The 24,215-nt window shown below is 58.9% G+C and carries 21 protein-coding genes; 9 read left to right on the top strand and 12 right to left on the bottom strand.

Translation table 11 applies throughout. The annotated features are described in order from the left end of the window. Positions 1-21 precede the first annotated feature (21 nt). From surA to apaH, 5 genes are all read left to right on the top strand, one after another. On the top strand, positions 22-1,308 hold the full coding sequence (surA, locus tag CDA56_RS05515) for a peptidylprolyl isomerase SurA (protein ID WP_004098530.1): 1,287 nt from the start codon (positions 22-24) through the stop codon (positions 1,306-1,308). Between the two features lie 121 nt (positions 1,309-1,429). After that, positions 1,430-2,410, top strand: a complete 981-nt coding sequence (gene pdxA / locus CDA56_RS05510) for a 4-hydroxythreonine-4-phosphate dehydrogenase PdxA (protein WP_102803121.1) — start codon at positions 1,430-1,432, stop codon at positions 2,408-2,410. Continuing rightward, a complete protein-coding gene (gene rsmA / locus CDA56_RS05505) occupies positions 2,407-3,228 on the top strand; it encodes a 16S rRNA (adenine(1518)-N(6)/adenine(1519)-N(6))-dimethyltransferase RsmA (protein WP_004098527.1) in 822 nt (273 codons plus the stop codon). The genes pdxA and rsmA overlap by 4 nt, the downstream gene beginning before the upstream one ends. A gap of 2 nt (positions 3,229-3,230) precedes the next feature. Beyond that, entirely contained in the window at positions 3,231-3,608 is a 378-nt protein-coding gene (apaG, locus tag CDA56_RS05500; RefSeq protein WP_004098526.1) for a Co2+/Mg2+ efflux protein ApaG, read from the top strand. A gap of 3 nt (positions 3,609-3,611) precedes the next feature. Beyond that, positions 3,612-4,460 (top strand): bis(5'-nucleosyl)-tetraphosphatase (symmetrical) ApaH, encoded by an 849-nt coding sequence (apaH, locus tag CDA56_RS05495; RefSeq protein ID WP_014227890.1) that lies wholly within the window; start codon positions 3,612-3,614, stop codon positions 4,458-4,460. 40 nt (positions 4,461-4,500) lie between these two features. On the opposite strand, the gene folA is transcribed toward apaH, so the two are convergent. The 12 genes from folA to citC all read right to left on the bottom strand — a co-directional run bounded on the left by folA (position 4,501) and on the right by citC (position 18,936). Then, complete coding sequence (gene folA / locus CDA56_RS05490) at positions 4,501-4,980, bottom strand: type 3 dihydrofolate reductase (RefSeq protein WP_004098524.1); 480 nt, start codon at positions 4,978-4,980, stop codon at positions 4,501-4,503. 197 nt (positions 4,981-5,177) lie between these two features. Then, positions 5,178-7,043, bottom strand: coding sequence for a glutathione-regulated potassium-efflux system protein KefC (kefC, locus tag CDA56_RS05480; RefSeq protein ID WP_014227889.1), 1,866 nt, complete (start codon positions 7,041-7,043; stop codon positions 5,178-5,180). Further along, complete coding sequence (kefF, locus tag CDA56_RS05475) at positions 7,036-7,569, bottom strand: glutathione-regulated potassium-efflux system oxidoreductase KefF (protein ID WP_004098522.1); 534 nt, start codon at positions 7,567-7,569, stop codon at positions 7,036-7,038. Before kefF ends, kefC begins: the two co-directional genes overlap by 8 nt. Before the next feature lie 149 nt (positions 7,570-7,718). Continuing rightward, positions 7,719-7,952, bottom strand: coding sequence for a YgdI/YgdR family lipoprotein (locus CDA56_RS05470; protein ID WP_014227888.1), 234 nt, complete (start codon positions 7,950-7,952; stop codon positions 7,719-7,721). A 387-nt stretch (positions 7,953-8,339) separates the two neighbouring features. Beyond that, entirely contained in the window at positions 8,340-11,564 is a 3,225-nt protein-coding gene (carB, locus tag CDA56_RS05465) for a carbamoyl-phosphate synthase large subunit (protein ID WP_014837385.1), read from the bottom strand. A gap of 18 nt (positions 11,565-11,582) precedes the next feature. Continuing rightward, a complete protein-coding gene (gene carA, locus CDA56_RS05460; protein WP_014837384.1) occupies positions 11,583-12,731 on the bottom strand; it encodes a glutamine-hydrolyzing carbamoyl-phosphate synthase small subunit in 1,149 nt (382 codons plus the stop codon). A gap of 457 nt (positions 12,732-13,188) precedes the next feature. Continuing rightward, complete coding sequence (gene dapB, locus CDA56_RS05455) at positions 13,189-14,010, bottom strand: 4-hydroxy-tetrahydrodipicolinate reductase (protein WP_032747912.1); 822 nt, start codon at positions 14,008-14,010, stop codon at positions 13,189-13,191. A gap of 243 nt (positions 14,011-14,253) precedes the next feature. After that, a complete protein-coding gene (gene citG / locus CDA56_RS05450) occupies positions 14,254-15,099 on the bottom strand; it encodes a triphosphoribosyl-dephospho-CoA synthase CitG (RefSeq protein WP_369815508.1) in 846 nt (281 codons plus the stop codon). An 82-nt stretch (positions 15,100-15,181) separates the two neighbouring features. Further along, positions 15,182-16,708, bottom strand: a complete 1,527-nt coding sequence (gene citF, locus CDA56_RS05445) for a citrate lyase subunit alpha (protein WP_064358607.1) — start codon at positions 16,706-16,708, stop codon at positions 15,182-15,184. A 10-nt stretch (positions 16,709-16,718) separates the two neighbouring features. Continuing rightward, positions 16,719-17,588 carry a citrate (pro-3S)-lyase subunit beta gene (gene citE, locus CDA56_RS05440; RefSeq protein ID WP_025106468.1) on the bottom strand — a complete coding sequence of 290 codons (870 nt, stop codon included), beginning with the start codon at positions 17,586-17,588 and terminating at the stop codon, positions 16,719-16,721. Then, positions 17,585-17,878: a citrate lyase acyl carrier protein gene (citD, locus tag CDA56_RS05435; RefSeq protein ID WP_014227881.1), complete on the bottom strand. Its 294-nt coding sequence runs from the start codon at positions 17,876-17,878 to the stop codon at positions 17,585-17,587. Before citD ends, citE begins: the two co-directional genes overlap by 4 nt. Before the next feature lie 29 nt (positions 17,879-17,907). Then, on the bottom strand, positions 17,908-18,936 hold the full coding sequence (gene citC / locus CDA56_RS05430) for a [citrate (pro-3S)-lyase] ligase (RefSeq protein WP_102803120.1): 1,029 nt from the start codon (positions 18,934-18,936) through the stop codon (positions 17,908-17,910). A gap of 405 nt (positions 18,937-19,341) precedes the next feature. Between citC and citS the strand changes: the two genes are divergently transcribed. The 4 genes from citS (at position 19,342) to CDA56_RS05410 (ending at position 24,190) form a co-directional block, all read left to right on the top strand. Further along, a complete protein-coding gene (gene citS / locus CDA56_RS05425; protein ID WP_047724529.1) occupies positions 19,342-20,682 on the top strand; it encodes a citrate/sodium symporter CitS in 1,341 nt (446 codons plus the stop codon). 160 nt (positions 20,683-20,842) lie between these two features. After that, positions 20,843-21,088 (top strand): oxaloacetate decarboxylase subunit gamma, encoded by a 246-nt coding sequence (locus CDA56_RS05420; RefSeq protein WP_075211249.1) that lies wholly within the window; start codon positions 20,843-20,845, stop codon positions 21,086-21,088. A gap of 15 nt (positions 21,089-21,103) precedes the next feature. Next, complete coding sequence (gene oadA / locus CDA56_RS05415; protein WP_104011299.1) at positions 21,104-22,873, top strand: sodium-extruding oxaloacetate decarboxylase subunit alpha; 1,770 nt, start codon at positions 21,104-21,106, stop codon at positions 22,871-22,873. Between the two features lie 15 nt (positions 22,874-22,888). Next, positions 22,889-24,190 (top strand): oxaloacetate decarboxylase subunit beta, encoded by a 1,302-nt coding sequence (locus tag CDA56_RS05410; protein ID WP_014839646.1) that lies wholly within the window; start codon positions 22,889-22,891, stop codon positions 24,188-24,190. The last annotated feature ends 25 nt before the right edge of the window (positions 24,191-24,215 follow it).

The following is a 24,215-nucleotide window of genomic DNA, read 5'->3' as shown; positions in this document are numbered from 1 at the left end:
GTTAATTGAAATGGAAAAAGTATGAAGAACTGGAAAACGCTGCTTCTCGGTATCGCCATGATCGCGAATACCAGTTTCGCTGCCCCACAGGTTGTCGATAAAGTAGCGGCTGTCGTCAATAATGGCGTTGTTCTTGAAAGCGACGTCGATGGCTTGATGCAATCGGTAAAACTGAACGCCGGCCAGGCCGGGCAGCAGCTGCCGGATGACGCCACCCTGCGTCATCAGATCCTTGAGCGTCTGATCATGGACCAGATTGTCCTGCAGATGGGCCAGAAAATGGGCGTGAAGATCTCTGACGATCAGCTCGACCAGGCCATCGCCAACATCGCCAAACAAAACAACATGACCATGGATCAGATGCGCAGCCGTCTGGCCTATGACGGTATCAACTACAGCACCTACCGTAATCAGATTCGTAAAGAGATGCTGATTTCGGAAGTACGTAACAACGAAGTCCGTCGTCGTATCACCGTTCTGCCGCAGGAAGTTGAAACCCTGGCCAAACAGATTGGCGATCAGAACGACGCCAGCACCGAGCTGAATCTCAGCCACATTCTGATCCCGCTGCCGGAAAACCCAACGTCCGAGCAGGTGGCAGAGGCTCAGGATCAGGCCAATTCAGTGGTTCAGCAGGCGCGCAGCGGCGCGGACTTTGGCAAACTGGCTATCACCTACTCTGCCGACCAGCAGGCGCTGAAAGGCGGCCAGATGGGCTGGGGCCGGATTCAGGAACTGCCGGGCATCTTCGCCCAGGCGCTGAGCACCGCGAAAAAAGGCGATATCGTCGGCCCGATACGTTCCGGCGTGGGCTTCCATATCCTGAAAATTAACGATATGCGCGGCGGCAGCCAGAACATCTCCGTGACCGAAGTTCACGCTCGCCATATCCTGCTGAAACCGTCGCCGATCATGAACGACGATCAGGCTCGGGCGAAGCTGGAGCAGATCGCAGCTGATATTAAGAGTGGAAAAACCACCTTTGCCAAAGCGGCAAAAGAGTTCTCTGAAGATCCGGGCTCTGCCAACCAGGGCGGTGATTTAGGTTGGGCGACGCCGGATATCTTCGATCCGGCCTTCCGCGACGCCATTCTGCGCCTCAATAAAGGCCAGACCAGCGCTCCGGTTCACTCCTCCTTCGGCTGGCACCTGATTGAGCTGCTGGATACCCGCAACGTCGACAGAACCGACGCCGCGCAGAAAGATCGCGCTTACCGCATGCTGATGAACCGTAAGTTCTCTGAGGAAGCGGCGACCTGGATGCAGGAACAGCGCGCCAGCGCCTACGTAAAGGTTCTGAGCAACTAATTGCATTAGCCTCATACACAACATCGCTCAGGGTGTATCGAGGCGGCTGAGCAAATCGCCCCGGTCTCTGACGGGGGCGACGAAGCGCAGCCAGTAAGAGACCGCCTGAAGGATGACGTGTATGAATCGAGTTGTTATCACTCCCGGTGAACCCGCCGGGATTGGCCCCGACCTCGTTGTGCAGCTTGCGCAGCGCGACTGGCCGGTAGAGCTGGTGATCTGCGCCGATGGCGCTCTGCTGTCTGACCGGGCGAACCTGCTCGGTCTTCCTTTATCGCTTCTGCCATACAACCCCACCGCTCCCGCTACGCCCCAGCGTGCAGGCACCCTGACCCTTCTCCCCGTCGCGCTCAACGCGCCGGTTGAACCGGGCGTGCTCAACGCCAGCAACGGCAGCTACGTGGTAGAAACGCTGGCCCGCGCCTGCGATGGCTGTCTGAACGGCGAATTCGCCGCGCTGATTACCGGGCCGGTGCACAAGGGCATTATTAACGATGCGGGGATCGCCTTTACCGGTCATACCGAGTTCTTTGAAGAGCGCTCGCAGGCCAGTAAAGTGGTGATGATGCTGGCGACCGAAGCGCTGCGCGTGGCGCTGGTGACCACTCACCTGCCGCTAAAAGCGATAAGCGATGCGATTACCCCAGAGCTGCTGCGGGAAATCATCACTATCCTGGATCACGATCTGCGCACCAAATTTGGTATCAGCAACCCGCACGTGCTGGTTTGCGGCCTGAACCCGCACGCGGGCGAAGGCGGCCATATGGGGACGGAAGAGATCGATACCATCATTCCGGTGCTCGAAGAGATGCGCGCGAAGGGGATGAATCTCAGCGGCCCGCTGCCGGCGGATACCCTGTTTCAGCCGAAATACCTCGACCATGCCGATGCGGTACTCGCGATGTATCACGATCAGGGCCTGCCCGTGCTAAAATACCAGGGCTTTGGCCGCGGCGTGAACATTACGCTCGGTTTACCATTTATTCGCACTTCCGTTGACCACGGCACCGCGCTTGAACTTGCGGGCCAGGGGAAAGCGGAAGTCGGCAGTTTTATCACGGCGCTTAATCTCGCCATTAAAATGATTGTTAATACTCAATGAATAATCGAGTCCATCAGGGCCACTTAGCCCGTAAACGCTTCGGGCAAAACTTTCTCAACGATCAGTTTGTGATCGACAGCATTGTCTCGGCCATCAATCCACAAAAAGGCCAGGCGATTGTTGAAATCGGCCCCGGCCTCGCCGCGCTGACCGAACCGGTCGGTGAACGCCTCGACCAGCTCACCGTTATCGAGCTGGACCGCGACCTGGCCGCTCGTCTGCAGACGCATCCGTTCCTCGGACCTAAGCTGACGATTTATCAGCAGGACGCGATGACCATGAACTTCGGCGAGCTGTCGCAGAGCATGGGCCAGCCGCTGCGCGTATTCGGCAACCTGCCGTACAACATCTCGACCCCGCTGATGTTCCATCTGTTCAGCTATACTGATGCCATTGCCGATATGCACTTTATGCTGCAAAAAGAGGTCGTCAATCGCCTGGTTGCCGGGCCGAACAGTAAGGCGTATGGTCGGTTAAGCGTAATGGCGCAGTACTACTGCCAGATCATTCCGGTGCTTGAAGTTCCGCCGAGCGCCTTTACGCCGCCGCCTAAAGTCGATTCCGCCGTGGTGCGTCTGGTGCCTTACCGCACGCTGCCGCATCCGGTGAAAGAAGTGCGCGTACTGAGCCGTATCACGACGGAAGCCTTTAACCAGCGTCGGAAAACGATCCGCAACAGTCTCGGCAACCTGTTCAGCGTTGAGGTTCTGACCGAACTGGGCATCGATCCGGCGAAGCGCGCAGAGAATATTTCCGTAGCGCAGTACTGTCAGCTAGCTAACTGGTTATCTGAGAACGCGCCCACCAAGGAGAGCTAACCATGATTAATTCGCCCCGAGTTTGTGTACAGGTGCAAAGCGTCTACATCGAATCGCAATCTTCTCCGCAAGAAGAGCGCTACGTCTTCGCTTATACCGTGACCATTCGCAATCTGGGGCGGACGCAGGTTCAGCTTCTTGGCCGCTACTGGCTTATCACCAACGGCCACGGTCGTGAGACCGAAGTCCAGGGTGAAGGCGTGGTCGGCGAGCAGCCGCATATTCCGGCCGGCGGCGAATATCAATATACCAGCGGCGCGGTCATTGAAACGCCGCTGGGCACCATGCAGGGACATTATGCGATGATCGATGTGAACGGCGCGCCGTTCACCATCGAAATCCCTGTTTTCCGTCTCGCAGTACCCACTCTCATCCATTAAAACATGTCTACATACCTTATTGGCGACGTTCACGGTTGCTACGATGAACTGATCGCATTATTAGAGCAGGTGGAGTTTAACCCTGAGACTGATACGCTGTGGCTCACGGGCGACCTGGTCGCGCGCGGTCCCGGTTCGCTCGAAGTACTGCGTTTCGTGAAACAGCTTGGCGATAGCGTACGCCTCGTCCTGGGCAATCATGACCTGCACCTGCTGGCGGTCTTTGCGGGCATTAGCCGCAATAAACCCAAGGATCGGCTGAAATCGCTGCTTGAGGCGCCGGACGCCGACGATCTGCTCAACTGGCTGCGTCGTCAGCCGATGATGCAAATCGATGAAGAGAAAAAGCTGGTCATGGCCCATGCCGGGATCACCCCGCAGTGGGATCTGGAAACCGCCAAACAGTGCGCCCGCGATGTGGAAGCCGTACTTGCCAGCGACTCCTATCCGTTCTTCCTTGATGCGATGTACGGCGATATGCCGAACAACTGGAGCAACGAACTCAGCGGCCTGGCGCGCCTGCGCTTTATCTCCAACGCCTTTACCCGCATGCGCTACTGCTTCCCGAACGGGCAGCTGGATATGTACGCCAAGGAGGCGCCGGAAAACGCGCCCGCGCCGCTCAAGCCGTGGTTTGCTATTCCCGGGCCGGTGGCCAGCGAGTACAGCATTGCCTTCGGTCATTGGGCTTCGCTGGAAGGGAAAGGCACGCCGGAAGGGATTTACGCGCTGGATACCGGCTGCTGCTGGGGCGGCGATCTGACCTGCCTGCGCTGGGAAGATAAAACGTACTTCACGCAGCGATCGAACCGGCAGAGCAATCTTGATGAAGGCGAGGCGATCGCCTCCTGAAGAGAGTCACCCCGGTGAGCGAACGTCACCGGGGAAAACCTTAGCGGCGCTCCAGAATCTCGAAGCAGTAGCTATGGGAATTCTGCGCATCGGCATCGTGGAACTCGCTGAATACCGACTCCCACTCATCCGGATCGTAATCCGGGAAGTGGGTATCCCCTTCCACTTCCGCATCAATATGGGTCAGATAGAGCTTGTGCGCTTTCGGCAGGAACTGCTCGTACACGCGTCCGCCGCCGATCACCATCATCTCTTCCACGTCGCCGCAGGCGGCAATGGCTTCATCTACCGATTTGACCCACTGCACGCGATCGTCGGTGCCCGGCTGGCTGCTAATCACGATATTTTTACGCCCCGGTAACGGACGACCGATGGATTCCCAGGTAAGACGTCCCATCACTACCGGTTTGTTTAAGGTATTGCGCTTAAACCAGGCGAGATCGGCAGGCAGATTCCATGGCATGGCGTTTTCCATACCAATGACGCGATCTACCGCTAACGCCGCAATCAGACTGATCATTGAATAATTCCCGAATGCAAAAAATTGTCGCCACTATACGGAAAGCGTAATACTTCGTCGACTGGGCGAAGAGTAAAGAATCAGAAAATTTTAAGATTTGCTGGCGAGCCCACGTAAGCCCCGTGAGCCGCCAGGCAGGATTTAAATTGAAAACAAAATGTTACTTGTAAAGCTAACGTAACACCCTGAATTCTCCCTTATGCCGAGGGCTTATTTTGCGGCTCATCGGCGATGTCACCGGTATGCCGTCCCTCTTCCGTTCCTTGCCAGCCGTGACGCTGAACCAGCGATAAATGATTGCGGTCTTCGTTGATAATGCCGGTCAGCATATCGCTGGTGCGCTTGAATACCGCCACCCGGGAAGCCGCGTCGTTTTCCGCCATCGCCACCATCTCTTCCACCATTTGCAGATTGAAACGGCGGAACAGATCGGCCCGTTCGCGGGCCTCGTAGGCGCCCAGGCCCAGCGCCTCCAGCGTCATGCGTCCGGACTTCAGCGCCGCTTCGAAGGTTTCACGCTCCGGCGCTTCGACCCCGGCCTGGCGCAGCTTGATGTAATGATCGACATCGCGGGCGCGGGAGATGATCTGCAGATGCGGGAAATGCTCTTTTGCCAGCTCCGCCAGCTGCAGGTTCGTCTGCGGATCGTCGATGGCGTTAATCAGCACTTCCGCCTTTTCCGCCCCCGCCGACTCCAGCAGGTCCACCCGCGTCGCATCGCCGTAGAACACCTTCATATCAAATTTACGCAGGGTGTCGACGTGGTCAGGATCGTGATCGAGAATGACCATCTTCACCCCGCTGGAGAGCAGTACGCGGCCGGCGATCTGCCCGTAACGGCCAAAGCCGGCGATAATCACCCGCGGCTGCTCTTCGTCAATTTCATCGGCTTCGCGCTCCTGGCCGCTGGCGGATTTCTCCAGGCGGGTCAGCAGCACCAGCAGGATTGGCGTGGCCGCCATTGATAGCGCCACCGCGAGGGTCAGCGCCTTCGCCCATTCGCCGTCCAGGACATCGGCCATCTGCGCCGCGCCGAAGACCACAAAGGCGAATTCGCTCCCCTGCCCCAGCAGCACCGCAAACCAGCGGCGCTGGGCGCGCGGAACGCCTAACGGCCGGGCGATCAGCCACAGCATCAGGGATTTAATGACCAGGAATCCCACCAGCAGAATCAGGATCCGCAGCGGATGCGTCACCAGGGTACCGAAGTCGATAGACATCCCGACGCCGATAAAAAACAGCCCCAGCAGCAGGCCCTTAAACGGTTCAATATCGCTCTCCAGGGCGTGGCGGTACTCCGAGCTCGCCAGCAGCACGCCGGCGAGGAAGGCCCCCATCGCCATCGACAGCCCGACCTCTTCCAGCAGCAGCCCGAAGCCAAACACCAGGAACAGCGCCACGGCGCTGAAGACTTCACGCAGGCCGGAGCGCGCGACAAAACGCAGCATCGGCCGGGTCAGATAGCGTCCGAGCGCCACCACCAGCGCCAGCGCGCCCGCCACTTTCAGGGCCGAGAGCGCAAACGCGCCCAGCGTCGTCGAGCCGCCGCTCGCCGCCAGCAGCGGGATCATCGCCACCAGAGGAATGGCCGCGATATCCTGGAACAGCAGCACCGCAAAGGCGCTGCGGCCCAGCTGGGTAACCGTCAGGTTACGTTCGTTCATCGCCTGCATAGCGATCGCCGTTGAGGAGAGCGCCAGGGTCATACCAATCAGCTCGGCAACCTGCCAGCGCAGACCCAGCGACATGCAGAACAGGCCAATCAGCACGCCGCAGACGACCATCTGCAGCGCCCCGCCGCCGAACACCGAGGCGCGCAGTTTCCACAGCCGCTGGGGATCGAGCTCAAGACCGATAACGAAAAGCATCAGCACCACGCCGATTTCCGCAAAGTGCAGAATCGACTCGGCGTCGGTGACCAGCCGCAGCCCCCACGGGCCAATAATACAGCCGGCAATTAAGTAGCCGAGCACCGACCCCAGCCCAAGGCGTACGGCAATCGGCACGATCAGCGCGGCGGATCCTAAATAGATGAGCGCCTGTATCAGCGTATGGCTATCCATTATTGTGCGCCTCCTGCCATTCGATTAAACGTTGACGGTAGTGGCGCGCCTGCGCCTGAAGGGTTTCGTCATCGCAGATAAAAGTGCAATGCATCGCGAACGGCGGCAGCCATTTCATGCCGCAATACAGCGCGGTCGCCTGCAGCGGCTGCGCCAGGACGTCGAAACCGGGGAAGGAACCAATATCAAAATGGCTTTCGCCGCCGCCGGTGGTCACCGCCCACATCAGCGATTTACCGCGCAGCGCGATACCGTTGTGCCCGTATGCCCAGCCGTGCGCCAGCACTTTGTCCATCCACAGCTTGAGCAGCGGCGGCACGCTGTACCACTGCATCGGATGCTGCCAGATGACCAGATCGGCACGGGCCAGCGCCGCCTGCTCGGCAGCGATATCGATATTGAAATCGGGGTAAAGTTGATAGAGAGAGCGTATCTCGACGCCGTCAAGCGTCCCTGCCTGCTCAAGCATCCGCTTATTCGCATGCGAGTGCTGCGGATAAGGGTGCGCATAAATTATGAGGATCATTGATTAGCCTGCGTTAGCTCTTGTTGTAATCAGCAAGAGTGTAGACAGTTAATCGAACCGCTTACAGTGATAAGTGTGATTTATCTCTCGTTCAGGGCGAGGCTCGGTCAGGCAGGCGTGACCCCGCGGTACGGGGCCGTGGATAACGCTTAGTTATCCAGTTCGTCCATGGACTTAACCTGATCGCGATTGATCTGCTCGGTGCGGCCGGTTTCCGCGTTTTTGTAAGACACCAGGCCTGTGTCGTCATCCACCTGCGGTTTGCCATCGGTGACAATGGTTTTACCGTCGGTCGTTTTTAGCGACTGATTAGATGAACAGCCGGCCACGGTGAAAAGTGCGGCAGCGGCGAAGATAGCAGCGGTGAGGGGCTTGTTGTGCATGGTGTTTCTCTCCCGTTATTAAGAGCCTATCCCATTAGGACTATTTCACTTGCCATTTTGGACCTGGGCAGTGCTCGAAATCCTCACGTACTACGTGTACGCTCCGGTTTCTCCGCGCTGTCCGTATCCAAACTGGCTGCGCCAATAACGCCTACTGGGATAGGCTCTAAGTCATATTCATTATCACCCTAACCACTTTAGGCTAGCTGACTGTCCGGCGAGAGAAAACCAGAACTCTCCGAAGTGGCCTGTTAATGCCGATCCCCCTGTTTTTGTTCGACGTTCAGCGCCGCGGGGAGCGTCACTTTATTCCGCCCAGGCTTATCGTCACGCAAAAAAAAGCGCCTCCGGCGTGGCCACCGGAGGCGCTTTTACTGGCAGATAATATTACTTTTTAATCTGCGCGTGCATTTCCTGCACCGAGGTCACTTTTTCCATCGCATTGGCATTCAGCGCCATTGCGGTCGCGAAACCGCCGTTCAGCGTGGTGTCGTAGTGCACTTTGTATTGCAGGGCGCTGCGGCGAATCAGCTTGGAGTCTTCAATCGCCTGGCGGCCCGCGGTGGTGTTGATGATATAGGTGTATTCGCCATTCTTGATGCGGTCCTGAATGTGCGGACGGCCTTCATGCACCTTGTTCACCAGACGCGGGTTGATGCCGGCTTCGCCCAGCACAATCGCGGTACCGTGGGTCGCATCCAGCTCGAAACCAAACTTCAGCAGTTTTGCCGCCAGATCCACCACGCGCTCTTTGTCGCCTTCGCGAACGGAGAGCAGCGCGCGTCCCTGTTTCTTCATCGTCGAGTTGCTGCCCAGCTGCGCCTTGGCGAACGCTTCCGCGAAGGTGCGGCCTACGCCCATGACTTCACCGGTAGAGCGCATTTCTGGCCCTAACAGCGGGTCGACGCCCGGGAATTTGTTAAACGGCAGCACCACCTCTTTCACCGAATAGTACGGTGGGATGATCTCTTTCGTGACGCCCTGCTGAGCCAGCGTTTTGCCCGCCATCACGCGCGCCGCGACTTTTGCCAGCGGTACGCCGGTGGCTTTCGAGACGAACGGGACGGTACGCGCCGCGCGCGGGTTGACTTCAATCAGGTAGACTTCGTTGTTTTTGACCGCAAACTGCACGTTCATCAGGCCGCGCACCTGCAGCTCAAAGGCCAGCTTCTGCACCTGCTCGCGCATCACGTCCTGAATTTCCTGGCTCAGAGTGTAGGCCGGCAGCGAACACGCGGAGTCGCCGGAGTGCACGCCCGCCTGCTCAATATGCTCCATGATACCGCCAATCAGCACCATTTCGCCGTCGCAGATCGCATCGACGTCGACTTCAACCGCATCGTCAAGGAAGCGGTCCAGCAGCACCGGCGCATCGTTAGAGACGCTGACGGCGGTCTGGAAGTAGCGACGCAGGTCGATTTCGTCGTAGACGATTTCCATCGCGCGGCCGCCGAGAACGTAGGACGGACGCACCACCAGCGGGTAGCCAATCTCTTTCGCCTTTTCGACCGCCATTTCGATCGCGGTCACGGTGGCGTTCGCCGGCTGCTTCAGCTTCAGGCGGTCAACCGCGTGCTGGAAGCGCTCGCGGTCTTCCGCACGGTCGATGGCATCCGGGCTGGTGCCGATAACCGGCACGCCTGCCGCTTCCAGCGCGCGCGCCAGCTTCAGCGGCGTCTGGCCGCCGTACTGCACGATAACGCCTTTCGGCTTCTCAATGCGCACGATTTCCAGCACGTCTTCCAGCGTCACCGGCTCAAAGTAGAGGCGGTCGGAGGTGTCGTAGTCGGTAGAGACGGTTTCCGGGTTACAGTTGACCATAATGGTCTCGTAGCCGTCTTCGCGCAGCGCCAGGGAGGCATGGACGCAGCAGTAGTCGAACTCGATGCCCTGGCCGATACGGTTCGGGCCACCGCCGAGCACCATGATTTTGTCGCGGTCAACGGACGGGTTGGCTTCGCACTCGTCTTCATAAGTGGAGTACATGTAGGCGGTGTCGGTAGCGAATTCCGCCGCGCAGGTATCCACGCGCTTGTAGACCGGGTGCAGGTCATACTGGTCGCGCAGCTTGCGGATTTCCGCTTCGCGCACGCCAGCCAGCTTCGCCAGACGCGCATCGGCAAAGCCTTTACGCTTGAGCTGACGCAGGAAGTCGGCGTCGAGGCCGGTAATACCGACTTCAGCCACTTTCTCTTCCAGACGCACCAGCTCTTCAATCTGCACCAGGAACCAGCGGTCGATATTGGTCAGGTTGAACACGCCATCAACGGAGAGGCCCGCGCGGAAAGCGTCAGCGATGTACCAGATACGCTCAGCGCCCGCGTCTTTCAGCTCGCGGCGAATCTTGGTCAACGCTTCCGGGTCATCGAGGCTCACTTTCGGGTCGAAACCGGTAGCGCCCACTTCCAGGCCGCGCAGCGCTTTCTGCAGGGACTCCTGCTGGGTACGGCCAATCGCCATCACTTCGCCCACCGACTTCATCTGGGTGGTCAGACGGTCGTTCGCGCCGACGAATTTTTCAAAGTTGAAGCGTGGGATTTTGGTCACGACGTAGTCGATGGACGGCTCAAACGACGCCGGGGTGCGGCCGCCGGTGATATCGTTCATCAGCTCATCAAGGGTGTAACCAACCGCCAGCTTCGCCGCCACTTTAGCGATCGGGAAGCCGGTGGCTTTCGAGGCCAGCGCCGAGGAGCGGGAGACGCGCGGGTTCATTTCGATAACGATCAGGCGACCATCTTTCGGGTTCACCGAGAACTGAACGTTGGAACCGCCGGTCTCTACGCCGATTTCACGCAGTACCGCCATCGAGGCGTTACGCATGATTTGGTACTCTTTGTCGGTCAGGGTCTGCGCCGGCGCCACGGTGATGGAGTCGCCGGTGTGGATGCCCATCGCGTCGAAGTTTTCGATGGAGCAGACGATGATGCAGTTGTCGTTTTTATCACGCACCACTTCCATCTCGTACTCTTTCCAGCCGATCAGCGATTCATCAATCAGCAGCTCGTTGGTCGGCGAGAGATCCAGACCGCGTTCGCAGATCTCTTCGAACTCTTCGCGGTTGTAGGCGATACCGCCGCCGGTGCCGCCCATCGTAAAGGACGGACGGATGATGCACGGGAAGCCAACTTCAGCGGCAACCGCCAGCGCTTCTTCCATGGTATGCGCGATACCGGAACGCGCGGTATCGAGACCGATTTTCTTCATCGCCACGTCGAAACGGCGGCGGTCTTCGGCTTTATCAATCGCGTCGGCGGTCGCGCCAATCATGGTCACGCCGAACTCGGCCAGCACGCCCTGACGCTCCAGCTCCAGCGCGCAGTTCAGCGCCGTCTGGCCGCCCATGGTCGGCAGAACCGCATCCGGACGCTCTTTCTCAATGATCTTGCGCACCACTTCCCAGTGAATCGGCTCGATGTAGGTGGCATCAGCCATTTCCGGGTCGGTCATGATAGTGGCCGGGTTAGAGTTCACCAGAATAACGCGGTAGCCCTCTTCGCGCAGCGCTTTACACGCCTGGGCGCCGGAGTAGTCAAACTCGCACGCCTGACCGATAACAATCGGGCCCGCGCCCAGAATCAGGATGCTTTTTATATCTGTACGTTTTGGCATGGCTCTCTTAACTCCTGATTATTTCGCGGACTGACGGTACTGCTCAATTAATTCGATAAAATGGTCGAACAGCGGTGCGGCATCGTGCGGGCCGGGGCTCGCCTCCGGATGTCCCTGGAAGCTGAACGCCGGTTTATCGGTACGGTGAATCCCCTGCAGGGTGCCGTCGAACAGCGACTTGTGGGTCACGCGCAGATGGGCGGGCATAGACGCCTCATCCACCGCAAAGCCGTGGTTCTGCGCGGTGATCATCACCACGTTATTATCAATATCTTTTACCGGATGGTTGCCGCCGTGGTGGCCGAACTTCATCTTCACGGTCTTCGCGCCGCTCGCCAGGGCCAGCAGCTGGTGGCCGAGGCAGATACCGAATACCGGAATATCGGTCTCCAGGAACTTCTCAATCGCTGCGATAGCGTAGTCGCAGGGCGCCGGGTCGCCGGGACCGTTGGACAGGAAGATACCGTCCGGATTCATCTTCAGCACCTCTTCAGCGGAGGTCTTTGCCGGCACCACCGTCAGACGGCAGCCGCGATCGACCAGCATGCGCAGGATGTTACGCTTGGCGCCGAAATCGTAGGCCACCACGTGGAACGGCAGCTCGCTTTCCGCTTTAGCTTCCGGCAGGTCGCCCGCCAGCGTCCAGCTCCCCTGCGTCCAGCTGTAGGTTTCTGCGGTGGTCACTTCCTTCGCCAGATCCATGCCGTTGAGGCCCGGGAACGCTTTCGCTTTTTCCAGCGCCAGCTGCGCATCCGGGCTATCGCCGGCGATGATGCAGCCGTTCTGCGCGCCTTTTTCGCGCAGCAGGCGGGTCAGCTTACGGGTATCGATATCGGCAATCGCCACGATATTGTGGCGCTTCAGATAAGAAGAGAGGTCTTCGGTATTGCGGAAGTTGCTGGCAATCAGCGGCAGATCGCGAATGACCAGACCCTGCGCATGTACCTGAGAAGATTCTTCATCGGCGGCATTGGTGCCGACGTTGCCGATATGGGGATAAGTTAGAGTGACGATTTGGCGGGAATAGGAAGGATCAGTGAGGATTTCTTGATAACCGGTCATTGAAGTATTGAAAACGACTTCCCCAACCGCCGTGCCGGTAGCCCCAATGGCCCGACCGTGAAACTGGGTTCCGTCTTCCAGAACCAATAGCGCTGACTTAATCAAAACACCCTCCAGAGAATATCCACTCACTTTATTTGCATATTAATTCATAATGTAGATCTGAATCAATGCAAATCTGTTGCCCGCAGAATTTTGGCAAACGGCGGCATTCTGGAGAGATGGCGGGTAAAAGTCAACTTAAAGCGGATATTTTTAATCTTGTTTCAGGCCACTATTCAGTAATACCTGCCTTAACGGGCAAAAAGATCACCTAACTCGCCCGGGAAAACGCTTGCGGAGGAGGATGTTTGTAAAATCACCGGGCAGGGATTGAAAAAGTAGACCATATGGTCAAAATTTACAATAAAACAACAAAAACAAGGCGGATAAGATACTATTTTTCAGGCTTGGCGATAAAAAATCGGTTAAACACCAAAAATAAAAAAGGGCAATAAAACATTGCCCCTTGCAATCAATTACTTATTGAAAGCAATAACCACATCACGATGGGTAATAATCGTTATAAAGAGTTCAATTCAAGCACATCACGCATATCAAAAAGACCGTTTTTCTTGCCTTTTAGCCACAATGCAGAACGAACGGCACCATTTGCAAAAGTCATCCGGCTGGAAGCCTTATGGCTGATCTCAATACGTTCGCCGATATCCGCAAACATCGCCGTATGTTCGCCGACGATATCCCCGGCGCGCACGGTCGCAAAGCCGATGGTGCCGGGAACGCGTTCGCCGGTATAGCCTTCGCGACTGTAGACCGCACACGCTTTCAGATCTTTATCCAGCGCTCCGGCAATCGCCTCGCCCATCGCCAGCGCCGTACCCGATGGCGCATCCACTTTGTGACGATGATGCGCTTCAATAATCTCAATATCGGTATAGTCGCCCATCACCTTCGCCGCTTTTTCCAGCAGCTTAAGCATCACGTTGACGCCGACGCTGAAGTTGGCGGCAAACACGATGGCGATCTCCTGCGAAGCGTCGCGAATCGCCTGCTTCCCGGCGTCGTCAAACCCGGTGGTACCGATAACCATGCCTTTGCCGTGTTGACGGCAAAACGCAAGATGGGCCAGCGTGCCTTCCGGGCGGGTAAAATCGATGAAAACGTCAAAATCGTCTTTTACCGCCTCGAGGCTGCTTTGCACCACCACCCCTGATCTGCCCACGCCCGCCAGCTCGCCCGCATCGCTGCCGAGCAGCGAGGAACCTTCGCGCTCCAGCGCCGCGCCAAGCGCCGCGCCGTCCATCTGCTGTACCGCCTGAATTAACTGGCGTCCCATCCGGCCGCCCGCGCCCGCGATGGCCACGCGGATTTGTGCATCATGCATAGCTATTCTCTTTTGTTAACACTACGTAAATTGTTTTCAGAGTAACCAGCTCATTGATGGGCCGCTACTCAAAAACACCGATAATTAGAAATTTATGACAAACTGCCGCCGATATCAGTAAAAACTATAAGATTGTGTCGGGAATTTGCCGTGGAGTAGTGAGGAGCGAGGAGCGCGCAGTCCGCAACCCCGGCCCGGCCCTGTATGGCCAATCCGGGGAATACGGCGACAGAAAAGCAGCGACTAGTGCAGGAACAGCTCGCCGGCCGGGAAACCGGACAGGAACCAGGTGACCGCCAGCAGGTCGGCGCTGCCGCCCGGGCTAAGGTGGCGAATAATCAACTCATCATCCAGCCGGCGCAGCGCCTCCAGCCCGCCATCGGTCAGCACTCCGCCTTCCCACAGCAGCTTTTGCGCCTGCTGCTGCACAAAATTGAGCCCTTCCAGCCCGCCGCGCGACACCAGATTGGTATCGTCATTCCAGGCCATCAGGTGCAGTAGAGTCTGCAGTAACGCCAGATTGGTATCGCCGGTGTCCGCCATAACGCGATTGAAGACCGGCATCGCCTGGGTGCGCACGGTGCGAAAGCCGCTCTCCGCTTCGCCTCTGGCGCCGGAGAGCCCGTAGCGCAGGAAATGCCCTTCGCCTTTACTGACCTTCATTCCTTCAGGAGAGGAGAGCTCGCGCCCGACCAGGCCGCGGCAGAAGCGGGCCACCCGATCGCAAACCCGGTGCTGTTCAACCGGCTCCCCTCTGGCCACCAGCCTTCCCGCCGCCGCGCTGAGCAGGCCAAAAGCGAAGATCGCGCCGCGATGGGTATTCACCCCGCCGGTAGCCTCCAGCATATCCGTCTCGCACGCCATGCCCACCGGACGCAGCATCGTCAATACCTGCTCCGGCGTGATATTGGCCGTGTCGTGGCCCATAATGAAAAACTTCTCCATCCATGGCGCGACAGCCGCCGTGCTGGCCTCAAAAGAGGCCAGATCCATATCCCGATGCGCGCCGGCGTTACGAATATCCACCAGGCCCGGTTTCGGCGTCAGGCGGACTTCGGTCAGCAGCGCCCGTTCCACGCGAGAAACCATCTCCTCCGCCGTCACCGTTTGACGGCTCAACGGGCGACGCTGGCTTATCATCACTTCGCTCATGCCTTTCTCCTCAGCGCGTTTAACCGGCGCTTTTAACCTGATGAATGACATCAATCACTGACCCGTCGCGATAGCGCACCACGGCCACCACCCGATCGGTGAAGGCGATCGGGTCAGGCTTGCCGGTCAACAGTTCGGCGCGCTGCTGCAGCTCTTCAATGGTCAGCAGCGGGATACCCGCGTTACGCAGGTTATCAATCAGGTCCTGACGCGCCGGGTTGACGGCGATACCGTGATCGGTGACCAGCACATCCACGCTGGCGCCCGGCGTCACGCAAGTCAGCACCTTCTCCACCACGCACGGAATGCGCCCACGCACCAGCGGCGCGGTGATAATGGTTAAATCCGCGCCCGCCGCCGTATCGCTGTGGCCGCCGGACGCGCCGCGCAGCACGCCGTTGGAGCCGGTCATCACGTTAACGTTGAATCCGGTATCGATCTCCAGCGCGCTCAGCATCACCACGTTCAGGCGTTCGCAGGAGACGCCTTTCGAACCGGGATTGGCGTACTGATTAGCGGAAATTTCAATATGGTTAGGGTTATTGGCCAGCGAACGCGCGGCATCGCCGTCAAAAGACTGGGTATCCAGCAGCGCTTTGATCAGCCCCTTTTCGTGCAGATCGACCATCGTGCCGGTGATCCCGCCCAGACCAAAGCTGGCGGTAATGTTGTTACGACGCATCTTATCTTCGAGGAAACGGGTCACCGCCAGCGATGCGCCGCCGGTCCCCGTCTGCAAAGAGAAACCGTCTTTGAAATAGCCAGAGTGTTCGATCACCTTCGCCGCCTGGCGGGCGATCAGCAGTTCGCGCGGGTTGCTGGTCAAACGGATCGCCCCGGCGGTGATTTTCGCCGGATCGCCGACCTCATCGACCTGCACGATCAGATCCACCCGATCCTGGGCGATGCTGGCCGGATAGTTTGGATAATCTACCCACTCTTCGGTGAGCAGCACCACGCATCCGGCGGCCTCGGCATCCACTCTGGCGTAGCCCAGCGATCCGCAGCGGGATTTACCGCTAAAGCCGTTGGCGTTGCCATATTCATCGCAGCACGGCACGCCGAGGAACGCCACATCAATGCATAGCTCACCGGTTTGCACTAAATGCGCCCTGCCGCCGTGAGAGTGGATTTGTACCGGATTTTCCATCAGGCCGGCGGAGATCGCTTCGCCCAGCTTACCGCGCAGACCCGAGGTATAAATCTGCCGGATCACGCCATTCTTAATATGCTCAATCAGCGGCCAGTGGGCATCGATAAGCGAGCTTGAAGCCAGCGTCAGATCGCGAAAACCCATCTCAGCCAGCTTCGCCACCACCATATTGACCACCTTGTCGCCGCCGCGGAAGGCGTGGTGAAAAGAGATGGTCATGCCGTTTTGCAGCCCGGAACGGCGAATCGCCTCCTCCAGCGAGGCGCAGATTTTACGCTGCCGCTTTTCGCTTTCGCTGGCCAGCCACGGGCTCTGCGCCGTTACGCCCGCATAGGGCGCTAATCCTTCCGGCATCACGTACTGCTGATTAAGCATTGCTACGGTCTCTTTCATTATTTACTCCTTAATCACGAATGCCGGAAGCCGACAGCGCCACGACTTTGCGCGCATGATCGATAATCGGTCCATCTATCATCTTGCCGTTCAGCGATACCACGCCCAGACCGCGCGCTTCCGCCTCTTCCGCCGCCGCGATCACCTCCCGCGCATGTTCAACGTCTTTCAGCGTGGGGGCATAAACCTGGTGCAGCAGCTCAATCTGGCGCGGGTTAACCAGCGATTTACCGTTAAAGCCAAGATTCTTCGCCAGATTCGCTTCCGCGAGGAAACCCTCTTCATTGTTAATATCCGACCACACCACGTCGTACGCCGCGATCCCGGCGACTCGCGCCGCGTGCAGCACCGCGCAGCGGGCGTAAAACAGCTCGGTGCCGTCGCCGCGGCTGGTGCCCATATCCATAACGTAATCGAAGGCCGCCAGCGCGATGGCCGACAGGCGCGGGCTGGCGCGAGCGATCTCAACCGCGTTCACTACGCCCAGCGCCGACTCTATCGCCGCCATTAATTTCGTGCTGCCCACTTCCCGGCCGCATTCGCGCTCAATCCGCTCGACCTGCGCTTCCAGCTCATGGATATCTTCTTTGCTATCGGTTTTCGGCAGGCGCACCATATCGACGCCCGCGCGCACCACCGCCTCAAGGTCGGCGAGACCAAACGGCGTGCTGAGCGGGTTAATGCGCACCACGGTTTCCACATCCCGGTAGAGCGGATGCTGTAGCGCATGATGCACCAGCAGGCGGGCGGTATCTTTTTCACGGAGCGAGACGGCATCTTCGAGGTCGAACATCACCGCATCAGCGCCGTAAACAAATGAGGTGCTTAACATCGCGGCGTTGGCGCCGGGGATAAACAGCATACTGCGACGAGGTTTCATAGCTGACTCCAGTGCGGTTGAGATTGTTGCGCAGCGCGCAGCGCCGCGGCCTGAACGCGAGCCTTCAGTACGCATTCGAGCGCGCCTTTATCATCGACGACGACGTTCGCCCGGGTAACGCCAAGCTGCGTCAGCGTCTCTCTGACCACCCGCTCAATCGCCGCGCCAAACTGCTGCTTCACAATGCTGTCGATTTCAAGCTGAATACCTGGCTCATTCGCAGGCCCGATCCTGACCATCACATCGCTGGATTCCAGCGTGCCGGCCAGGGCGTCAATCATCATTTCCATAGAGGCTGATCCTTAGTTATGGAGGTAAATCAGGCGGTTTGGTGTTCGCTTTCCGCCAGATGCATCAGAAAAGAGAGGGTTACCGGCGGTACCAGCGGCGCAATCGACGACCACTGGCGCTGCTGATACAGCCTGCGCACCCGGGAAGCGGAAATGGGCGCGCCCTCTTTCTCAACCCGCGCCAGCTCAACCACCTGAATCGCCGGCGCGTCGCCGGGCGCTTCCAGCAGCTGGCGCATGCGCTGGTTGTAGCGACGGGTTAATTCACACAGCGGTTCGCTGCCGACAAAGCGGTGGGTCACGCCCAGCGCCGGGGCTAAACGTTCGCGAAAGAGCTGCAGATCGATCTGGCTGTGGCAATCGTCAACCACGCCTTTGTCTTTCAGGAAGTAGCCGGGAAAAGTGGCGCGCGAGATCAGATAGGCCGACCCCGGATGCAGGGTCACGTTGGCGATCCCGGCGATCCCCTGTTCAATCAGCGCCACGCGATCGCGGTAGCGGAAAAACGAAGCATCTTCCTTCACCACGAACAGATGCAGCCAGTCGCAGCGTTGAGCCGCCTGCTCCACCAGCCAACGATGCCCCAGGGTAAAGGGATTGGCGTTCATCACGATGGCGCCGATTTTTTCGCCGGGCTGACGATACATCGTAAGCTGGCGGCAATAGCGGGCCAGACGTTCGCGGCTATTTTCCATTAACACGGCCTGCTCCCCCGCGCGGGCGATAGGCCAGAACCCGGCGCAGGAGAAGAGCTCCGCGTTATAGGGTTTAGTGAACAGAAACAGCTCGCTGCGGCCCAGCTCATACGCCAGGGTCATCAGTTCAGTCAGCAGCTTCAGGCTGAGCCCTTCCCCCTGCAGCGACGGGTCGACGGCAATACACTTCAGAACGCATCCGGCAATGGCGCCGCAGCCGACAATGCGCCGCTGGTACTCGACGATAATCGCCCATTCGCAGTCCGCCTCCAGCGAGAGCTGGTGCTGATGAAGAAAGAGGTCAACGGCCTCTCGCCGCCGGGGGTCGAGCTGTACCGCGACGCGTTTTACTATCAGATTCATTTTTTTCGCGCTTCATTGACCAAAACGAGCTGTATTTCGCCATCGTTCCCGCAGCAGTTCTTTTATTTCAATCACATTTTTCCGCGTACCTTAATTGGCTTTATGGTTTTTATGTTGTTAATTAATTCAGAAGAATAAAAACAATTAAATTAATTAAAAACACGACTAATCAGTGAAGATAATCACATATCGCCGGGGAACATATTTATTATTATGCCGCCGTCCTATTATTGTTTTTTCTAACGGCATTAATACACAAAATCATTCAAGTTGCATCGAGGCGGTAACTGAATGAATCCCCAGGAGCTTACGCATAGTAAGTGACTGGGGTGAGTGAAGGCTGCCAACAAAGAGGCAGCTTGAAGGATGATGTGTATATTCCTTTTTTTAACAGGGTGACGTCATATGACTAATATGAGCCAGGCTCCATCTGCGGAGAAAAAAGGGGTTAGCGATATTCTGGGGTTTAAAATCTTCGGCATGCCGCTACCGCTTTACGCCTTTGCGTTAATCACTTTACTACTTTCACACTTTTATAATGCCCTGCCGACCGACATTGTTGGTGGCTTCGCGATCATGTTTATTATTGGCGCCGTTTTTGGCGAAATTGGCAAACGCCTGCCAATCTTCAATAAATATATTGGCGGCGCGCCGGTGATGATCTTCCTCGTGGCCGCCTATTTCGTTTACGCCGGCATATTCACCCAGAAAGAAATTGATGCAATCACTAATGTGATGGATAAAAGTAACTTCCTGAACTTATTCATCGCAGTATTGATTACCGGCGCAATCCTCTCGGTTAACCGTAAGCTGCTGCTGAAATCTCTGCTGGGTTATATTCCGACCATTTTAATGGGGATCCTCGGCGCATCCATCTTCGGGATTATCATTGGCCTGTGCTTCGGTATCTCCATCGACCGCATCATGATGCTGTACGTCCTGCCGATTATGGGCGGCGGCAACGGCGCGGGCGCGGTGCCGCTGTCTGAAATTTATCACTCCGTCACCGGCCGTTCGCGTGAAGAGTACTACTCCACCGCGATTGCTATCCTGACCATCGCCAACATCTTTGCCATCGTCTTTGCTGCACTTCTCGATATTATCGGTAAAAAACATACCTGGCTGAGCGGTGAAGGCGAGCTGGTGCGTAAAGCCTCCTTTAAAGTCGAAGACGATGAAAAAGCGGGCCAGATTACCCATCGCGAAACCGCCGTCGGCCTGGTGCTCGCCACCACCTGTTTCCTGCTGGCCTACGTTATTGCCAAGAAAATTTTGCCAAGCATTGGCGGCGTCTCTATCCACTATTTCGCCTGGATGGTGCTGATCGTCGCGGCGCTGAACGCTTCCGGCCTCTGCTCGCCGGAGATTAAAGCTGGCGCCAAACGCCTGTCTGACTTCTTCTCTAAGCAGCTGCTGTGGGTACTGATGGTCGGCGTCGGCGTGTGCTACACCGACCTGCAGGAAATTATCGACGCGATTACCTTTGCGAACGTCATCATCGCGGCGGTAATCGTGGTGGGTGCGGTCATCGGCGCGGCCATCGGCGGCTGGATGATTGGCTTCTTCCCGATTGAGTCCGCGATCACCGCCGGTCTGTGCATGGCCAACCGCGGCGGCTCGGGCGACCTGGAAGTGCTCTCTGCCTGTAACCGTATGAATCTTATCTCTTATGCGCAAATCTCCTCCCGTCTGGGCGGCGGTATTGTGCTGGTCATCGCCAGCATTGTGTTCGGCATGATGATGTAACCAACACGCACGATGGCGATGTTTGAGCGTCAACCACAGCGGTGCTCTTTAGGGTCCAGAGCCGGGGGCGGCTTCGGGAAATCCACCCTACTCCTTAGCCGGAAGTATCGTTTGGTTAGCCTTCAAACACGCCGTCGTGCCCTTACTTTAGGGTCTTTCAATGACTGAAGCTGTACTGCTGGGTGAAGGCTTCACCCTGATGTTCCTCGGCATGGGGTTCGTGCTGGCGTTTCTGTTTCTGCTGATTTTCGCCATCCGCGGCATGTCCGCCGCCGTCAACCGCTTCTTCCCCGAACCGGCTACCGCGCTGAAGGCCGCACCCGCCGCCGCGCCCGCTGACGACTTCGCCCGCCTGGCGCCGGTGATTGCCGCCGCTATTCACCACCATCGCCGACTTAACCCTTAATTCACGGAGGAATCCATGACCGTTGCCATTACCGATGTCGTCCTGCGCGACGCCCACCAGTCCCTTTTCGCCACCCGCCTGCGCCTCGACGATATGCTCCCCGTTGCGGCCGCCCTCGATGACGCGGGCTACTGGTCCCTTGAATGCTGGGGCGGCGCCACCTTTGACGCCTGCATCCGCTTCCTCGGCGAGGACCCCTGGGTCCGCCTGCGCGAGCTCAAAAAGGCCATGCCGAAGACCCCGCTGCAGATGCTGCTCCGCGGCCAGAACCTGCTCGGCTACCGCCACTACGCCGATGACGTGGTGCAGCGCTTCGTCGAGCGCGCCGTCAAAAACGGCATGGACGTGTTCCGCGTCTTCGACGCTATGAACGACCCGCGCAATATGCAGGCCGCCCTGCAGGCGGTGCGCAGCCACGGCGCCCACGCCCAGGGCACGCTCTCCTACACCACCAGCCCGGCCCACACCCTGCAGACCTGGCTCGACCTGACCGAACAGCTGCTGGAGACCGGCGTCGATTCCATCGCGATTAAGGACATGTCCGGCATTCTCACCCCGATGGCGGCCTTCGAGCTGGTGAGCGAAATCAAAAAACGCTATGACGTCAGGCTGCACCTGCATGCTCATGCCACCACCGGGATGGCGGAGATGGCCCTGCTGAAGGCCATCGAGGCCGGCGTCGACGGCGTCGATACCGCCATCTCTTCCATGAGCGCCACCTACGGCCACCCGGCCACCGAGGCGCTGGTGGCGACGCTGGCAGGCACAAAACATGACACCGGGCTGGATATCCTGAAGCTTGAGAACATCGCGGCGTACTTCCGCGAGGTGCGCAGGAAATATCACGCCTTCGAAGGCCAGCTGAAGGGCACCGACAGCCGTATCCTCGTGGCCCAGGTGCCGGGCGGGATGCTCACCAACCTTGAGGGCCAGCTGAAGCAGCAGAACGCCGCCCACCGTCTGGATGAGGTGCTGGCGGAAATCCCCCGCGTGCGCGAGGACCTCGGCTTTATCCCGCTGGTCACCCCGACCTCGCAGATTGTCGGCACCCAGGCGGTGCTTAACGTGCTGACCGGCGAACGCTACAGAACCATCGCGAAGGAGACCGCCGGGATACTGAAGGGCGAGTACGGCCACACCCCGGTGCCGGTCAACGCGGCATTACAGGCGCGCGTGCTGGACGGAGCAGAGGCCATCACCTGCCGTCCGGCGGACCTGCTGAAGCCGGAGCTGGCGCAGCTGGAAGCCGACGTGAAGCGCCAGGCGCAGGAGAAGAATATTCAGCTGGCCGACAACGCCATCGACGACGTGCTCACCGTGGCCCTGTTCCCGCAGGTCGGCCTGAAGTTCCTTGAGAACCGCCACAACCCGGCGGCCTTTGAGCCGGTACCGCAGGTGGAAGCTGCGCAGCCTGCTGCTGCCCCGGTAAAAGCTGCCGCCTCCGGCGTCTACACCGTGGAAGTGGAAGGCAAGGCCTTTGTGGTGAAGGTCAGCGACGGCGGCGATATCAGCCCGCTGACGGCAGCGGCCCCCGTTCAGGCCACGGCCCCCGCAGCCGCCCCGGCAGGCGCCGGCACCCCGGTGACCGCGCCGCTGGCGGGCACCATCTGGAAGGTCATTGCCACGGAAGGCCAGGCGGTGGCCGAGGGCGACGTGCTGCTGATTCTGGAAGCCATGAAGATGGAAACCGAAATCCGCGCCGCGCAGGCCGGGACCGTGCGCGGTATCGCGGTGAAATCCGGGGACGCGGTGGCGGTGGGCGACACCCTGCTGAGCCTGGCGTAAGGAAGAGGAACGGAAATGGAAAGTCTGAACGCCCTGATTCAGGGCATGGGGCTGATGCACCTCGGCGCCGGCCAGGCCGTCATGCTGCTGGTGAGCCTGCTGCTGCTGTGGCTGGCCATCGCGAGGAAGTTCGAGCCGCTGCTGCTGCTGCCGATTGGCTTCGGCGGCCTGCTGTCGAATATCCCGGAGGCCGGGCTGGCGCTGACCGCCCTGGAGAGCCTGCTGGCCCACCACGACGCCGGGCAGCTGGCGGTGATTGCCGCGAAGCTCCACTGTACGCCGGATGTCCACGCCATCAGGGAGGCGCTGGCGCTGGCGCTGCCGTCGGTGCAGGGGCAGATGGAGGACCTCGCCGTGGATATGGGCTACTCCGCCGGGGTGCTGGCCATCTTCTATAAGGTCGCCATCGGCTCGGGTATCGCCCCGCTGGTGATTTTTATGGGCGTCGGGGCGATGACCGACTTCGGCCCGCTGCTGGCCAACCCGCGGACCCTGCTGCTGGGGGCGGCGGCGCAGTTCGGCATCTTCGCCACGGTGCTGGGGGCGCTGACGCTGAACTACTTCGGCATCATCAGCTTCACCCTGCCGCAGGCGGCGGCCATCGGCATCATCGGCGGCGCGGACGGCCCGACGGCGATTTATCTGTCGGGCAAGCTGGCGCCGGAATTACTCGGGGCCATCGCGGTGGCGGCGTACTCGTATATGGCGCTGGTGCCGTTAATCCAGCCGCCGATTATGAAGGCGCTGACCAGCGAGAAGGAGCGGAAAATCCGCATGGTGCAGCTGCGCACGGTGAGTAAGCGGGAAAAAATCCTCTTTCCGGCGGTGCTGCTGCTGCTGGTGGCGCTGCTGCTGCCGGACGCGGCGCCGCTGCTGGGGATGTTCTGCTTCGGCAACCTGATGCGCGAGAGCGGGGTGGTGGAGCGCCTGAGCGACACGGTGCAGAACGGGCTGATAAATATCGTGACCATTTTCCTCGGGCTGTCGGTGGGGGCCAAGCTGGTGGCGGACAAGTTCCTGCAGCCGCAGACGCTGGGGATACTGGTGCTGGGGGTGATTGCGTTCTGCGTGGGGACGGCGGCGGGGGTGCTGATGGCGAAGCTGCTGAACCTGTGCAGCCGGAACAAAATCAACCCGCTGATTGGCTCGGCCGGGGTGTCGGCGGTGCCGATGGCGGCCAGGGTGTCAAACAAGGTGGGTCTGGAGTCGGACGCGCAGAACTTCCTGCTGATGCACGCGATGGGCCCGAACGTGGCGGGGGTGATTGGCTCGGCGATTGCTGCCGGGGTGATGCTCAAGTACGTGCTGGCGATGTGAAAACGCATTGTTCCCGGCTCGCGCT

Source organism: Klebsiella michiganensis (assembly GCF_002925905.1).
Taxonomy (GTDB): Bacteria; Pseudomonadota; Gammaproteobacteria; order Enterobacterales; family Enterobacteriaceae; genus Klebsiella; species Klebsiella michiganensis.
Note: the sequence above shows the minus strand (reverse complement) of the source record. Positions and strands in the feature narration are given on the sequence as shown.